Annotated in this window: 18 protein-coding genes; 12 read left to right on the top strand and 6 right to left on the bottom strand. The window is 69.3% G+C overall.

Features of this window, described 5'->3' with window-relative positions; translation table 11 throughout:
* Window position 1: 1 nt before the first annotated feature.
* The 4 genes from ASG52_RS20700 to ASG52_RS20685 form a co-directional block, all read right to left on the bottom strand.
* Entirely contained in the window at window positions 2-1579 is a 1578-nt protein-coding gene (locus ASG52_RS20700) for a DUF6513 domain-containing protein (RefSeq protein ID WP_056247302.1), read from the bottom strand.
* Window positions 1576-2178: an amino acid kinase family protein gene (locus ASG52_RS20695; RefSeq protein ID WP_056247301.1), complete on the bottom strand. Its 603-nt coding sequence runs from the start codon at window positions 2176-2178 to the stop codon at window positions 1576-1578. The genes ASG52_RS20700 and ASG52_RS20695 overlap by 4 nt, the downstream gene beginning before the upstream one ends.
* A complete protein-coding gene (locus tag ASG52_RS20690) occupies window positions 2178-2879 on the bottom strand; it encodes a (5-formylfuran-3-yl)methyl phosphate synthase (protein ID WP_056247299.1) in 702 nt (233 codons plus the stop codon). The genes ASG52_RS20695 and ASG52_RS20690 overlap by 1 nt, the downstream gene beginning before the upstream one ends.
* A 74-nt stretch (window positions 2880-2953) precedes the next feature.
* A complete protein-coding gene (locus ASG52_RS20685; RefSeq protein WP_056247297.1) occupies window positions 2954-3493 on the bottom strand; it encodes a DUF3280 domain-containing protein in 540 nt (179 codons plus the stop codon).
* 195 nt (window positions 3494-3688) lie between these two features.
* On the opposite strand from ASG52_RS20685, the gene ASG52_RS20680 reads away from it, so the two are divergent.
* From ASG52_RS20680 to ASG52_RS20640, 9 genes are all read left to right on the top strand, one after another.
* On the top strand, window positions 3689-4921 hold the full coding sequence (locus ASG52_RS20680; protein ID WP_056247295.1) for a lanthanide ABC transporter ABC transporter substrate-binding protein PedA1: 1233 nt from the start codon (window positions 3689-3691) through the stop codon (window positions 4919-4921).
* Window positions 4922-4990: 69 nt separating this feature from the next.
* Window positions 4991-5230, top strand: coding sequence for a DUF1902 domain-containing protein (locus ASG52_RS20675; RefSeq protein WP_056247292.1), 240 nt, complete (start codon window positions 4991-4993; stop codon window positions 5228-5230).
* Entirely contained in the window at window positions 5231-5428 is a 198-nt protein-coding gene (locus ASG52_RS20670; protein WP_056247290.1) for a type II toxin-antitoxin system HicA family toxin, read from the top strand.
* Between the two features lie 152 nt (window positions 5429-5580).
* Window positions 5581-6567: a YVTN family beta-propeller repeat protein gene (locus ASG52_RS20665; protein ID WP_056247636.1), complete on the top strand. Its 987-nt coding sequence runs from the start codon at window positions 5581-5583 to the stop codon at window positions 6565-6567.
* 29 nt (window positions 6568-6596) lie between these two features.
* Window positions 6597-7031, top strand: coding sequence for a cupredoxin domain-containing protein (locus ASG52_RS20660; protein ID WP_056247289.1), 435 nt, complete (start codon window positions 6597-6599; stop codon window positions 7029-7031).
* 1 nt (window position 7032) lies between these two features.
* The gene (locus ASG52_RS20655; protein ID WP_156384060.1) at window positions 7033-7281 is read left to right on the top strand and encodes a hypothetical protein; all 249 of its coding nucleotides are present in this window, start codon (window positions 7033-7035) and stop codon (window positions 7279-7281) included.
* A complete protein-coding gene (locus tag ASG52_RS20650; RefSeq protein ID WP_056247287.1) occupies window positions 7278-8039 on the top strand; it encodes a lanthanide ABC transporter ATP-binding protein PedB/LutE in 762 nt (253 codons plus the stop codon). Before ASG52_RS20655 ends, ASG52_RS20650 begins: the two co-directional genes overlap by 4 nt.
* Complete coding sequence (locus ASG52_RS20645) at window positions 8036-8908, top strand: lanthanide ABC transporter permease protein PedC (protein ID WP_056247285.1); 873 nt, start codon at window positions 8036-8038, stop codon at window positions 8906-8908. The genes ASG52_RS20650 and ASG52_RS20645 overlap by 4 nt, the downstream gene beginning before the upstream one ends.
* Before the next feature lie 11 nt (window positions 8909-8919).
* Window positions 8920-9540, top strand: coding sequence for a hypothetical protein (locus tag ASG52_RS20640; RefSeq protein ID WP_056247283.1), 621 nt, complete (start codon window positions 8920-8922; stop codon window positions 9538-9540).
* Window positions 9541-9547: 7 nt separating this feature from the next.
* Here the strand turns inward: ASG52_RS20640 and ASG52_RS20635 are convergent, their stop codons facing one another.
* Both ASG52_RS20635 and ASG52_RS20630 read right to left on the bottom strand, forming a co-directional pair.
* Window positions 9548-9880, bottom strand: coding sequence for a hypothetical protein (locus ASG52_RS20635; protein ID WP_056247281.1), 333 nt, complete (start codon window positions 9878-9880; stop codon window positions 9548-9550).
* Between the two features lie 70 nt (window positions 9881-9950).
* On the bottom strand, window positions 9951-10556 hold the full coding sequence (locus ASG52_RS20630) for a helix-turn-helix domain-containing protein (protein WP_056247632.1): 606 nt from the start codon (window positions 10554-10556) through the stop codon (window positions 9951-9953).
* Window positions 10557-10777: 221 nt separating this feature from the next.
* On the opposite strand from ASG52_RS20630, the gene ASG52_RS20625 reads away from it, so the two are divergent.
* The 3 genes from ASG52_RS20625 to ASG52_RS20615 are packed head-to-tail and all read left to right on the top strand — an operon-like array spanning window position 10778 to window position 13688.
* Window positions 10778-11671, top strand: coding sequence for a class II glutamine amidotransferase (locus tag ASG52_RS20625; protein WP_056247629.1), 894 nt, complete (start codon window positions 10778-10780; stop codon window positions 11669-11671).
* The gene (locus ASG52_RS20620) at window positions 11671-12360 is read left to right on the top strand and encodes a protein glxC (protein WP_056247279.1); all 690 of its coding nucleotides are present in this window, start codon (window positions 11671-11673) and stop codon (window positions 12358-12360) included. Before ASG52_RS20625 ends, ASG52_RS20620 begins: the two co-directional genes overlap by 1 nt.
* Window positions 12360-13688, top strand: coding sequence for an FMN-binding glutamate synthase family protein (locus ASG52_RS20615; RefSeq protein WP_056247277.1), 1329 nt, complete (start codon window positions 12360-12362; stop codon window positions 13686-13688). The genes ASG52_RS20620 and ASG52_RS20615 overlap by 1 nt, the downstream gene beginning before the upstream one ends.
* Window positions 13689-13694: the final 6 nt, after the last annotated feature.

Below are 13694 nucleotides of genomic sequence, written 5' to 3'. Positions count from 1 at the left end.
TTCAGCCCCGCTCCTCGTCCGGCACCAGCCGGCCGCAGACGATGCGCCCACCCCGCGGCTCGCTGAGCGGATCGCGCGCCGCAGTCTCACCCCGGCCGGTCTCGGTCTCGGGCCGGGCCGCGTCCTGCTCCAGCGGCACCGCCGCGGCGCGGGCGGCCTCCGGCGCCGCGGGGCCGCTGTGGCTCGTATGCGCCGCCTTCTTGGTCGGGCCGGCCTGCTTGAAGGCGGTTGTGTCCTCTTGGGTCCGATCGGCGGCGCAGCCCCAGTCGAGCGGCTCGTCCTGCACGTAGCGCTTGCCCAGGCGGAACGCGGTCTCGGCCTTGTTCAGCTCTCCCCCGAGATAGAAGGCGTGGGCGCCGTCGCTCTCCACGCTCAGATCGGGGAAGAAGGCCATGGCGTCCGTGCCGGTCCGGTAGGTGTCGCGGTTGAAGACGTGGATGCCGTCCTCGGCCACCGCGATGCGGTAGTTGGGGTCGCGCACGTCGGCTGCCTGCGCCGCGATCTCGTCGGGGGTCTGCACGAAGGGGCGCTTGTCGTGAAGTGCCAGAAGCTCCCGGCCGTAGCCCTTGGGCAGGGCCGCGTCGGCTCTGGCCGCGTACATCACGCGCCGGGCCGCGTCGTGCTCTTCGATGGTGCGACGGGTGTGGCTGGAGACCTGCACGATCAGCACGTTGCCGATGGCGAGTTCCGAGCACATGCCCACCAGCAGCGCCGTGACGCCGAGACTGTCGGCCTCGGTGAGTTCGGTGAGGTTGCCGGTGCCCATCATCATCGCGATGTCGGGCCAGCGGGCGCGGGTGTCGCGGTAGCGGGCGATGGAATCGACGAAGCCGAAATGGATCGGCTCCAGGATCGGATCGGCCAGGAACGGTTTGCCGGCCTTCACCATCCGCTCGATGGCGCGATCCAGCGAGGGCAGGTCGTCCGGGCGCATCGGCACGAGGACGGGGACCGCATCGGTCTCGAAGGCGAAGTCCAGCGTCTCCTCGTTGAGGCTGAGGAGATAGTCGGCCCCGGCCCGCGCGCCGCGGGTGAGTTCGTCCAGCGAGAAGGAATCGACGCTGACCTTCAGCCCGGCGGCCTTGAGGCCGCGTACGCTGTCTTCGAGATGGGGGAAGTCGGTGTCGGGCAACCCGCCGAGATCGATCACGTCGGCGCCCTTGCGCGCCAGTTCCAGGCCTTTCGCGACGATCTCATCCGGCGTCATCTTCGAGGCATCGACGATCTCGGAGAAGATGCGCAGGTCGTGGCGCGAGAGATCGACCTTGCGGGCGGTGAGCCCGAGATAAGCCGGCAGATCGACCACCTCGTCCGGGCCCCGTTCCACCGGCAGGCCGAAATGGGCGGAGAGCGCCTCCGGGTTCGCGCGGCAGCGGCCGGGCAGGACGATGCGGGTCGCGCCCTCGGGCATTGTCACGCGGCGCTTGATGATCTCTTCCGTCATCAGCGCGGCGACCTTCACGCCGGCATCCGCGATCGACCAGGCATAGCGCTCGCTCGGCAGGGTCGCGGCGACCTTTTCGAGCCGGGCATGGGCCAACTTGCCGGTGATGAAGACGAGATGTTCGGGCGCGCTCATGCGGCCTCACTGGTGGATGCGGGGCCGCGCACCGTGATTTCGCCGGGATAGAGGGCGGCGAAGCGCGGAAAGGCCGCGTCCACCAGCCCCGCGGCGGCGAGCGCCTGCACGTCGGCGACGGGGACGGGCGCGGATTTTTCCAGGATGCAGCGGTCGGCGCCCAGCCGCGTCGCGAGCCAGAGGGCGAGGCTGTCGGAGGTGACCGCCCAGCTTTCCGGGATATCAGGGCAACCCGCCTTGAGCGCGGCCGGGTCCCAGACGACGCAGCGGCCGTAGGCGAGGGCGCTCGCCACGGCCTCGACGCTCGCCGCGACGGCGAGTTGTGGTTCGAGGGCGCAAAAAACTTCGGCCATGCGGCCCATGGCGTCGAGGGCGAGGCGGTGGGCCAAGGCGTCGTCGAAGCCGAGGGCGGCTTGGGCCGTGCGCACCGCATCGGCGAAGGGGCCGCCGCCGGGGACGATGGCGACGTTTTTCGTAGTGCAATCGGTGAGGAGGGCGCGCAGGCGCAGCTTGTCGGAGAGAAGGCTGCCGCCGACCTTCACGACGCACCGTCCCCTCTCCTCCGCAGCGGAACACGGGTTATGGGCGGCGGGCTGCATCACGCGGCGTCGGCGCGGCGCGGCATCCGCAGTGCGGCCACGGCCTCGGCGATGCGGGCCTCTTCCAACCCCTGGCGCCGGTCGCCTTCGCGGCACAGGCCGCCGCGGAAGCCGAGATAGTCGGGGCCGAGTGCAGCGAGCGCCGGGATGTCGGCGAGCCGCAGCGAGCCGGCGAGCCCGCTCATCAGGCCAGAGGCGCGGCAGGCGGCGACGAACGCGGCGAGGGTCGCAGCCGACAAGACATCGCGCAGGCCGGTGCCGTGCTTGCCCCGCGTGTCGATCATCGCGCCGGAAAACCCCGCCGCGGCGAGGCGCGCCGGGAGATCGTCCCTGTCAAAAAAATCCTCGGCGAAGACGACGCCGATCAGCCGGCCCGGCGCCGCGGCGGCGGCCTCGACAAGCGCGGCGTCGGAGGCGGTGCCGACCGCGATCTTGATCCAGCGCGGCCCGGCTTCTGCCAGCGCGGCGACCGCGCCCGCGAGGTCGGCCCCGGTGCCGTCGCCCGCCACCGCGCTGGTGACCGCCCGCCCGTCGATCGTCGCGACGATCTCCCTCACCGTCGCGGGCGGCAGGGCGCCCAGCGCGCCGCGCTCGGGGTCCTTGGCGTCGATCAGGTCGGCGCCCGCGCGCAAGGCGACGCGCGCCTCCGCGGCGTCGAGAACGCTGACGAGGAGGCGGACGGGGAGGGAAACCTGGGACACGGGAACGCTTAAACGCTCGGACGGGGCGTCGGCGCAAGCCCTCCCGCAAGCATGCGGGGATCGCCCAAGCGGCGTTACGACCGGCCCGGCAGCGGCTCGGCTAGCAGGCGGTTCTTTACGATCCAGCGCACGGCGTGCGACCAGTCGTCGTCGGTGTTGGCCCGGATCGTCACCTGCCCCTGGCGCACGACCTTGCCGGACTCGGCCTCACTGATGGTGACCACAAGGTTGAACAGCTGGTTGGCGCCCTTGTCGGCAAAGGCCGTGACGGCGAGTTCCGCGCCGAGCGCCTTGGCGATCGGTGGGACGCAGCCGTTGCACTTGTAGAGCGGGCTCTCCTTGCGGATTTCCTCGGCCTGGGGGGCGAGGTCGACGCTCTCGATCCCGGCTTTTTCCGAGAGTTGCGCCTTCAGCACGTCGGTGACGAGGCCGAGCCGCTTCTGGTCGGCGGGTAGGTTCTTGCGGCCGTAGGCCAGCGTCGGGTCGTTCATCTCGGCGGGGAAGATCGCGGCCTTGCGGGCCTCCTCGGCGAGCGCCGCGCCCGAGAGGGCCGGCAACAGCACCAGCGCGGCCAGGGTGTGACGGCAAACGGCCGGGTGGGCGCGCAGTCTCATGGGAAAAGGCCTCGACCTCTCGGGGCGGCGCGGGGGCCGCACAGCAAAATATCTCGGGCGGCCGGAGGATTTGGCAACGGCCGGCGCACCTCCTTCCCACCCGGCTCACGCCTTCGTTCACCGTTCATGTCTTAGAAAAATCTTATGTTTTTGCCGTTGAGGCGGCCGGGGCAATGTTGCTAGCGTTGTACCCGCATGCGCGTTTCCCCGTCCCTCCTCCTCGCCCTCGCGGTTCTCGCGAACATCCCGGCCGCCCAGGCGCAGGAGCTGAGGGCGGCGACCGGCGAGTCGCCGCCGCCCCCCCTGCCGCAGGCCGGCGGCAACGACACGCATATCGCGATGATCTACCGGCCGGTCCCTGCTCCGTCCTCCTACGACGCGGAGGCCGAGCCCGAGGATCTCGGCGTGGCCGGCGCCCGGATGGCGGTGAAGGACAACAACACCACCGGCCGCTTCACCAAGCAGACCTACGCCCTCGACGAGGTGGCCCTGGAGGCGGGCCAGGATGCGGTGGCGGCGGCCAAGGAGCTGGCCGCCAAGGGCGTGAAGTACTTCGCCCTGACGCTGCCGGCCGACGAGGTGCTGGCGGTGGCCGACGCCCTGAAGGACGGGGACGCGGTGGTCCTCAACGCGGGCGCCCCCGACGACCGCCTGCGCGGGGCCGATTGCCGGGCCAACGTGTTCCACACGATCCCGAGCCGCGCGATGCAGACCGACGCGCTGGCGCAGTACATGACGCTGATGCGCTGGCGTAAGATCTTTCTGATCGTCGGCCCGAGCGAGCGCGACAAGGCCTATGCCGACGCGCTGAAGAATTCGGCGAAGAAATTCGGCCTCAAGATCACGGCGGAAAAGCCCTGGACCTTCGGCCCGCTGGCCAAGGCGCGGGGCGATACGCCGACCCGGGCCGAGGCGATGGTGTTCACCCGCGGCCTCGACTACGACATGGCGATCGTCGCCGACGAGGAGGGCGATTGGGGCGACTACGTCCCGTTCCGCACCGTCGATCCGCGGCCCGTGGCCGGCACGCAGGGCCTGATCGCCACGACGTGGCACCCGACGCTGGAGACCTGGGGCGCGGCCCAGGCGCAGAACCGCTTCCGCCGCCAGACCGGCCGGCTGATGCGGCCCCTCGACTATCAGGCCTGGGCGGCGATCCGCACCGTGGGCGAGGCGGCGACGCAGAAGAAGACCACCGATGTCGGCGTGCTGCGCCCCTATCTGACAACGCCCGAATTCTCGCTGCCGGCCTACAAGGGCGTCTCGCTCACCTTCCGCCCCTGGGACCACCAGCTGCGCCAGCCGGTGATCGTGGTGCAGCCCAAAGCCATGGTCTCGGTGGCGCCCGAGCAGGGCTTCATCCACCAGCGCACGCCGCTCGACACGCTGGGCACCGACGAGCCGGAGACGACGTGCAAGCTGAAGTGAGCGCGCCGCTTGCCGCAAGCCCCTCGCGCTCCTACCGTTCGGGCCACAGACGTGAGGACAGGGCCGTTCATGCAGCTCGCGGTGACCGTGCATCACGACGCGGCGTCGGGCGTCTGGTACGTCCACGACTCGGAGCTGCCGGGCCTGCACGCCGAGGCGCCGACGCTCGATGCCCTGGTGGCGATCATCGAGGATGTCGCACCCGACCTGATGGAGACCAATCTGCCGCGCGGTGCAGACGGCGCCGTGCCGCCGACCGAACTGCGGGTTCAGCACGTCGTCAGAGCCAAGCCCGCGCGCGCTGCGTAGATGGGCGGCAACCTCTATCCCGAACTCGTTCGCCTCTTGCGGGCGGCGGGGTGCCGGCTCGTGCGGCAGGGCAAGGGCTCGCACGAAATCTGGCACAGCCCGATCACGAATCGTCGGTTCGTCGTGCCTCGCAACACGACGATGGCTCACACGGCCAACGCCATCCTGAAGGAAGCCGGGCTGGAGAAGGCGTTCTGATCCGCCCCACGGTGTGGCAATCCACCACCCGGTCCGGGAGGGTTCGGACGCCGATTTTCCGTTTGTGCCGGGCGCCCTAGATGGCCATGTCGCCGGTAGGAACACATCGAACCAAGGCGCATCCAAGCGCCGGAACGACAGGGAGGATGCCGATGGTCGCTCGCGTCAGGGCGGGGCTGGGTGTGGCGGCGCTCGCGGGCTGCTGGCTCGCGGGAAGTGCGGGCGCGCAGGCCTTCACCGCCTACGTCACCAACGAGAAGGCCAACACCGTCTCGGTGATCGACACCGCGACCATGGCGGTGACCGCGACGTGGAAGGTCGGGCGCCGGCCCCGCGGCGTGACGCTGTCGAAGGACGACAAGGAGCTGTTCGTCTGCGCCAGCGACGACGACCGCATCGACGTGCTCGACACCGCCACCGGCAAGGTGGTGCGCTCGCTGCGCTCCGGCCCCGATCCGGAGCAGTTCATCCTCGATCAGAGCGGCAACCCGCTCTACGTCGCCAACGAGGACGACAGCCAAGTCACCATCTTGGACATCGAGAAGAACAAGGTGCTCGCCGAGATTCCGGTGGGCGTCGAGCCGGAAGGCATGGGCCTGTCGCCGGACGGCAAGGTGCTCGTGAACACCTCCGAGACCACCAATATGGCCCACTTCATCGACACCAAGACCTTCGAGGTGATCGACAACGTGCTGGTCGATGCCCGCCCGCGCTTCGCCGAGTTCTCGAAGGACGGCAAGATCCTCTGGGTCTCGGCCGAGGTCGGCGGCACGGTCTCGATCATCGACACCGGCACCCGCAAGGTGACCAGGAAGATCACCTTCAAGATCCCCGGCGTCACCGACGAGCAGATCCAGCCGGTCGGCGTGCGGCTGACGAGCGACGGCACCAAGGCCTTCGTCGCGCTCGGGCCGGCCAACCGCGTCGCCGTGATCGATGCCAAGACCTACGAGGTGCAGAAGTACCTGCCGGTCGGCCAGCGCGTCTGGCAGCTCGCCTTCACCCCGGACGAGAAGCAGCTCTACACGACCAACGGCAGCTCGAACGACGTCTCGGTGATCGATGTCGAGGCGCTGAAGGTGGTCAAGAGCATCCCCGTGGGCCTGCTGCCCTGGGGCGTGGCGATCTCGAAGAAATAAGCCGGCAAACCGGTTTAGGAGGAAACGACATGGCATGGACCACGCGCCTCGGCCTCGCCGCCGCGGCCCTGATGCTCGGCCTCGCGCCCGCGGGCGCCCTCGACCTGACGAAGAAGCGCCAGAACCTGCCCGACCTCGTGCTCGGCAACGAGGAGGGCAACGACTTCGTGGTGGAGAACAAGGACATCGAGCTGGAGGCCGGCAAGGCCTACCGTCTGCGGATCGTCGCCAAGGGCCGGCAGGAATACAAGTTCTACGCGCCGGAGTTCTTCCGCTACATCTGGCTCAACCAGATTGTGATCGAGCACAAGGAGATCCACGGTGGCGGCCCGCCCGACCACCTCGAATTCGACGATCCCGGCGAGATCGCCATCGAATTCGTTGCGATCAAGCCCGGCGAGTACCGGTGGTACGCGCAGGGGCTGGAAGAGAAGGGTCTGGCCGGTAAGATTTCGGTGAAGTGAGATGATGGACCTCGCTAAACGCACCGGCGTCGCGCTCGTCCTGCTCGCCACCCCCGCGCTGGCCGACGACAAGGCCGCCTGCCTTTCCGGCATCGCCGACATCAAGGCCAAGGTCGCGGGCCTCGCCCCCGACGCCGTCCCGCAGAAGCTGAAAAAGGCCCTGCGGGTGGCTGAGCGCGAGCAGGGCGAGGGCGAATTCGACGAGTGCCTGGAGGCCCTCGACGACGCCAAGCGGGCGCTGCCGCGATGAGCGCAGCCCTGGAGGTCGCGAACGTCAGCCACCGCTTCGGCCAGCGCGCTGCGCTCTCCGACGTGTCGATCACGGTCGAGCGCGGACGCTTCATGGCGCTGCTCGGGCCGAACGGCGCGGGCAAGACCACGTTGTTCTCGGTGATCACGCGGCTCTACAACAATCAGGAGGGCCGGGTGTCGATTCTCGGCCATCCCCTCGACCGGGAGCCGTCCCGCGCTCTGGCCCGCCTCGGCGTGGTGTTCCAGGCGCGAACCCTCGACACCGACCTCACCGTCGCGCAGAACCTGCACTACCACGCGAGCCTGCACGGCATCGCGCGCAAGGCGGCGCGTGCCCGCATCGCGCAGTTGCTCGACCGCGTCGGCCTGTCGGAGCGGCGCGACGACAAGATCCGCACCCTGTCCGGTGGCCAGTCCCGCCGCATCGAGATCGCCCGCTCGCTGATTCACGAGCCGCGCCTGCTGCTCCTCGACGAGCCGACGGTCGGCCTCGACCTCGAATCCCGCGCCGACATCGTCGCCATCGTCCGTGCGCTGGTCCGCGAAGAGGGCCTGTCGGTGCTGTGGGCGACCCACATCTTCGAGGAGATTTCGCCCGAGGACGACGCGGTGGTCCTGCACAAGGGTCGCATCGTTGCCCGCGGCAAGGCTGGCGAGATCGGCGCGCCGGGCGAGACGCTGGAGGCCGCCTTCCGCCGCCTCGTCTCCGAGCCGGGTAAGGGCGCCGGCAAAGAAACGGGAAAGTTCGCCGCATGAGCACGCCCGCCCTCACCGACGGCGCCCGGCCCGTGCCCCATGCCGGTCGGCTCGACGCCGTCGGCTACCTGATCGCGCTCGGCGGCATCGTTCGGCGCGAGCTGCTGCGCTTCTTCAATCAGAAGGAGCGGTTCTTCTCCGCGCTGGTGCGCCCGCTGGTCTGGCTGTTCATCTTCGCCGCCGGGTTTCGCAACACGCTCGGCGTCTCGATCACGCCCCCTTACGAGACCTACGTGCTCTACGAGGTCTACGTCGTGCCGGGGCTGGCCGTGATGATCCAGCTCTTCAACGGCATGCAATCGTCGCTGTCGATGGTCTACGACCGCGAGGTCGGCTCGATGAAGGTGCTGCTCACCTCGCCCTATCCGCGCTGGTTGCTGCTGCTCGCCAAGCTGATCGCGGGCGTGAGCGTCTCCATCGTCCAGGCCTACGCCTTCCTCGCCATCGCGTGGTTCTGGGAGACCGACATCCCGCCGATCGGCTACCTCGCCGCGCTGCCGGCCTTCCTGGCGGCGGGGATGATGCTCGGCGCCATCGGCCTGTTCCTGTCGTCGCTGGTGCGACAATTGGAAAACTTCGCCAGCGTGATGAACTTCGTGATCTTCCCGATGTTCTTTGCCTCTTCCGCCCTATATCCGCTCTGGCGCATCCGGGAATCGAGCGATTCGCTCTACTGGATCTGCCAGGCCAACCCGTTCACCCACGCCGTCGAGCTGGTGCGCTTCGCTCTGTACGGGAAGTTCGAGCCGCTTGCCTGCGCGGTCGTGATCGGGACCGGCCTCCTGTTCTTCACGCTCGCCGTGATCGCCTACGACCCGGGCCGGGGAATCATGGCCCGTCGCGGTGGACCGGCCGGCGAAACCCCGTGAGAGGACTTTTTATGCGCGCGCTGACTTGCACCCTCCTGCTCGCGCTTGCCGCCGGGCCGGCCCTGGCGCAGCCGAAGCAGGACCCGGACTGGCCCTGCGCCCAGCGCCGGGTGCCGACCATCGGCTACGGCGCGGTCTGGACCGGGCCGGACCCGACAGGCGCCGCGAGCGAGTGGGGCAACGACCGCGAGGCGGCGCAGCTCGCCCGCAAGCTCGCCTCCCGCCGCACGGAACTGCGCGAGGCCGACACCCTGATCGACGAGTTCGCCGAAAAACTCGATCCGGCCGAGAAAGCCAAACGCCTCACCCACGTCTTCGCGGGCGTCTACGAGATCGTCACCGGCGAGCGCAGCACGGTGATGAACGGCATCGTCCGCTACGCTCAGGGGCAGCGTCGTTTGGCCGAGCGCATCCGCGACGAGGCCGACAAGGTCAGCGAGCTGAAGGATTCGCCGGACAACGACACCACCAAGGTCGCCTCCAAGGAGGTCGCGGAACTCGAGACCAAGTTCGCCTGGGACCGCCGTATCTTCGACGAGCGCAACCAGTCGGTTTCCTACGTCTGTGAGGTGCCGACCCTGTTGGAGCAGCGCCTCGGCGAGATCGCCAAGCGCATCCAGGCGAAGCTCTGACGCGCGCTCAGGGGCAGTAGCGCAGCGGCCGGCCGAACGGATCGTCGAAGCCGGGGCCGGGGCGGAAGCCGTAATAGCTCGGCTTGCCCAAGCCGTAGGCCGAGCCGACATAGCTCGGATCGTCGGGCGCGTCGGTCGGCACCGGCGCGATCCGCGGCGCGCACCCCGCGAGCCGGCGCGGCGGCGGCAGACGCTCGCCGATGGAATCGCCCTCGGCACGAGGAAAGAACCGCGGCGCCTGCGGGCCGGGCAAAGGTTCGAGCCCGAGCAGGTCGGCGGCGTCCACCGGCGTGACGGCGAGGACGAGAAGGGCCATCGCCCACAACCGCCCGCCCGTCATCACCGCTCCCCTGCGAAAATACCCGAAAAGCCGTGGCAGTTTATGGTGAACGGTTCGTTACCGCGGCGCCTCACCCCCGCGGATAGACAATGATCGACAGATACGTCGTCGGCGTCTTCAAGAGCTTCGCCGGGCCGTGCAGGCCGTTCGAGTCGAACATCAGCGCGTCGCCGGGGCCGAGGTGATAGTCGAGGCCCGAGTGGTGATACACCACCTCGCCGGTCAGCATGTAGATGAACTCCGTGCCGACATGGCGGAAGCTGGTATAGGCCTCTGCTTCCTCTTGGAGCGTGATGAGATAGGGCTCGACCACCACGTCGCCGCGAATGCCCGCCCCCAGGAGTTCGTAGATGTGGCCGACCTTGGTGCCGCGCCGCTCGATCAGCACGCCCTGGCCGCTCTTCACATGGGAGCAGTCGCGGGTTTCCTCGAAGGCGGCGAACAGCGCGGTGATCGGCACGTTGAGCGCCAGCGCGATGGCGTTGATCGAGGCGAGCGAGGGCGAGATCGCCCCGTTCTCGATCTTCGAGATCATGCCCGGCGAGATGCCCGCCGCCGCCCCCAGATCGGCCACCGACAGGTCGCGTTCGCGCCGCAGCACCCGCACCTGATGGCCGAGCGCCTTCTCCAGCGGCCGTTCCTCGGCCGCCGGCGCGTTCGAGGCGGTGTTCAGTATGGGGCCCGCAGTCACCGTCTCGGTCTCCGGTCGGCAAGCCCGCACTATGGAGGGCGGCGCGGCGTGCCGCCAGTGAAGCGCGGGTCGCAGCGGACCGGTTCCACCGCTCACACCACCGTTTCGTTTCCCATCAAGAAATTTTAGTTCCCTTAAATTGACATGGGCCATGGCCCATGCGAGCAATCCGGCAACGGGCGGAACGGCTCGCGAGGGTGAACGCGATGTGCGGGATTGTCGGACTGTTTCTGAAGAACCCGAAGCTGGAGCCGCAGCTCGGCGCGCTGCTTGCCGACATGCTCAAGACCATGACGGATCGCGGCCCCGACAGCGCGGGCTTCGCCGTCTACGGTTCGGACGGCGCGGGCGTGAAGCTGACGCTGCGCGGCCCCGATGCGGGTGCGCTCGCCAAGGCCGTGTCCGGCCTCGAAGAGGTGCTCGGCGGCTCGGTCTCGGCCACCGCCCGCGACACCCACAGCGTGATCGCGCTGGCTTCCGATCAGGAGGAGACCGCCCGCGCGTGGCTGTCCGCCAACGCGCCCGGCATCGACGTGGTCAGCGCCGGCAAGCGGATGGAGATCTACAAGGAGACCGGGCTGCCCGAGAACGTCGCCCGGCGCTTCGACCTCTCGACGATGACCGGCACCCACGGCATCGGCCACACCCGCATGGCGACCGAAAGTGCGGTGACGACGAACGGCGCCCACCCGTTCTCGACCGGCCTCGACGAGTGCCTCGTCCACAACGGCTCGCTGTCGAACCACAACGACATGCGCCGCCGGCTCCAGCACGAGGGCATCACGTTTGCCACCAAGAACGACACCGAGGTCGCCGCCGGCTACCTCAGCTGGCGCATGCGCGAGGGCGCCTCGCTGAAGGACGCGCTGGAATCGAGCCTGACCGATCTCGACGGCTTCTTCACCTTCGTGGTCGGCACCGAATCGGGCTTCGCCGTCGTGCGCGATCCCATCGCCTGCAAGCCCGCCGTGATGGCCGAGACCGACGACTACGTCGCCTTCGGCTCCGAGTACCGGGCGCTGATCGGCCTGCCGGGCATCGACAAGGCCCGCGTCTTCGAGCCCGAGCCGGCCCGCGTCTATGCCTGGGAGCGCCACTGATGCCCGTCTACGATCTGAGAAGCGCCGGACTGCGCGACCTGAACCGCCAGCTCCACGCGCTCCGCCCCGACACCAACGAGACCCATTGGACGGTCCAGAACCCCGACGGCGCGCACGCCATCGCGGCCGGGCTCGATGCGGCCGTCACCGTCGAGATCGAGGGCAATGTCGGCTATTACTGCGCCGGCATGAACAAGCTGGCCAACGTCGTGATCCACGGCAGCGCCGGCACGGGTGTGGCCGAGAACATGATGAGCGGCTTCGTCCACGTGAAGGGCGATGTCAGCCAGTCGGCCGGCGCCACCTCGCACGGCGGCATGCTCGTCGTCGACGGCAATGCGGGGGCCCGCTGTGGCATCTCGATGAAGGGCATCGACATCCTGGTGAAGGGGTCGATCGGCCACATGTCGGCCTTCATGGCGCAGGCCGGCACGCTCACCGTGCTGGGCGACGCGGGCGAGGCGCTCGGCGACTCGCTCTACGAGGCCCGGCTCTACGTCCGCGGCTCGGTGAAGAGCCTCGGGGCCGACTGCATCGAGAAGCCCATGCGCGACGAGCACCGCGCGCAACTCGCCGAGAAGCTCAAGGCGGCCGGCCTGCTGGGCGAGGTCGGCATCGAAGAGTTCCGCCGCTACGGCTCGGCCCGCACCCTCTACCACTTCCACGTCGACAACGCCGGAGCCTACTGATGGCCGACAAGGCACCCCGCACGGCGCCGCGCTACTCGGCGACCTTCACCCCCGAGGTGATGTCCGAGATCCGCCGCGCGGCGGCGACCGGCATCTACGACATCCGCGGCGCGGGCGCGAAGCGCAAGCTCCCCCATTTCGACGACCTCCTGTTCCTCGGCGCCTCGATCAGCCGCTACCCGCTCGAAGGGTATCGCGAGCGCTGCAGCACCGAGGTGATCCTGGGCTCGCGCTTCGCCAGGAAGCCGATCCATCTCAAGACGCCGATCACCATCGCCGGCATGAGCTTCGGCTCGCTGTCCGCCAACGCCAAGGAGGCGCTGGGGCGCGGCGCCACCCTCGCCGGCACCTCGACCACGACCGGCGACGGCGGCATGACGCCGGAGGAGCGCGGCCACTCGAAGACGCTGGTCTACCAATACCTGCCGTCGCGCTACGGCATGAACCCGGACGACCTGCGCCGGGCCGACGCCATCGAGGTCGTGATCGGTCAGGGCGCCAAGCCCGGCGGCGGCGGCATGCTGCTGGGCCAGAAGATCACCGAGCGCGTCGCCGGCATGCGCTGCCTGCCCGCCGGCGTCGATCAGCGCTCCGCCTGCCGCCACCCGGACTGGACCGGGCCGGACGACCTCGAGATCAAGATCGGGGAGCTGCGCGAAGTCACCGAGTGGGAGAAGCCGATCTACGTGAAGGTCGGCGCCTCGCGCCCCTATTACGACACCGCGCTCGCGGCAAAAGCCGGCGCCGACGTGGTGGTGCTCGACGGCATGCAGGGCGGCACCGCCGCGACGCAAGACGTGTTCATCGAGCATGTCGGCCTCCCCACGCTCGCCGCGATCCGCCCCGCCGTGCAGGCCCTGCGCGATCTCGGCCTGCACCGGAAGGTCCAGCTCATAGTGTCGGGCGGCATCCGCTCCGGCGCCGACGTCGCCAAGGTGCTGGCGCTCGGGGCCGACGCGGTCGCCATCGGTACCGGCGCCTTGATCGCGCTGGGCGACAACGATCCGCGCTGGGAGGAGGAGTATCAGGCGCTGGGCACCACGGCGGGCGCCTACGACGACTGGCACGAGGGCAAGGACCCGGCGGGCATCACCACCCAGGACCCGGAGTTGATGAAGCGCCTCGATCCGGAACTCGCGGGACGGCGGCTCGCCAACTACCTCGCCGTGATGACGCTGGAGGCCCAGACCATCGCCCGCGCCTGCGGCAAGAGCCACCTGCACAACCTCGAACCCGAGGATCTGGTGGCGCTCACGATCGAGGCCGCCGCCATGGCCCAGGTGCCGCTCGCCGGCACGTCCTGGGTGCCCGGCCAGACCGGACTCTGACGACCC

The sequence above is a fragment of the Methylobacterium sp. Leaf456 genome, assembly GCF_001425465.1.
GTDB lineage: Bacteria > Pseudomonadota > Alphaproteobacteria > Rhizobiales > Beijerinckiaceae > Methylobacterium.
Note: the sequence above shows the minus strand (reverse complement) of the source record. Positions and strands in the feature narration are given on the sequence as shown.

Coding starts and splice junctions, on each gene's coding strand:
- ASG52_RS20695 (WP_056247301.1), bottom strand. CDS start 2,178: ATGCAGCCCGCCGCCCATAACCCGTGTTCCGCTGCGGAGGAGAGGGGA.
- ASG52_RS20650 (WP_056247287.1), top strand. CDS start 7,278: ATGAGCGCAGCCCTGGAGGTCGCGAACGTCAGCCACCGCTTCGGCCAG.
- ASG52_RS20635 (WP_056247281.1), bottom strand. CDS start 9,880: ATGACGGGCGGGCGGTTGTGGGCGATGGCCCTTCTCGTCCTCGCCGTC.
- ASG52_RS20655 (WP_156384060.1), top strand. CDS start 7,033: ATGATGGACCTCGCTAAACGCACCGGCGTCGCGCTCGTCCTGCTCGCC.
- ASG52_RS20675 (WP_056247292.1), top strand. CDS start 4,991: ATGCAGCTCGCGGTGACCGTGCATCACGACGCGGCGTCGGGCGTCTGG.
- ASG52_RS20645 (WP_056247285.1), top strand. CDS start 8,036: ATGAGCACGCCCGCCCTCACCGACGGCGCCCGGCCCGTGCCCCATGCC.
- ASG52_RS20660 (WP_056247289.1), top strand. CDS start 6,597: ATGGCATGGACCACGCGCCTCGGCCTCGCCGCCGCGGCCCTGATGCTC.
- ASG52_RS20665 (WP_056247636.1), top strand. CDS start 5,581: ATGGTCGCTCGCGTCAGGGCGGGGCTGGGTGTGGCGGCGCTCGCGGGC.
- ASG52_RS20700 (WP_056247302.1), bottom strand. CDS start 1,579: ATGAGCGCGCCCGAACATCTCGTCTTCATCACCGGCAAGTTGGCCCAT.
- ASG52_RS20620 (WP_056247279.1), top strand. CDS start 11,671: ATGCCCGTCTACGATCTGAGAAGCGCCGGACTGCGCGACCTGAACCGC.
- ASG52_RS20670 (WP_056247290.1), top strand. CDS start 5,231: ATGGGCGGCAACCTCTATCCCGAACTCGTTCGCCTCTTGCGGGCGGCG.
- ASG52_RS20625 (WP_056247629.1), top strand. CDS start 10,778: ATGTGCGGGATTGTCGGACTGTTTCTGAAGAACCCGAAGCTGGAGCCG.
- ASG52_RS20615 (WP_056247277.1), top strand. CDS start 12,360: ATGGCCGACAAGGCACCCCGCACGGCGCCGCGCTACTCGGCGACCTTC.
- ASG52_RS20640 (WP_056247283.1), top strand. CDS start 8,920: ATGCGCGCGCTGACTTGCACCCTCCTGCTCGCGCTTGCCGCCGGGCCG.
- ASG52_RS20685 (WP_056247297.1), bottom strand. CDS start 3,493: ATGAGACTGCGCGCCCACCCGGCCGTTTGCCGTCACACCCTGGCCGCG.
- ASG52_RS20680 (WP_056247295.1), top strand. CDS start 3,689: ATGCGCGTTTCCCCGTCCCTCCTCCTCGCCCTCGCGGTTCTCGCGAAC.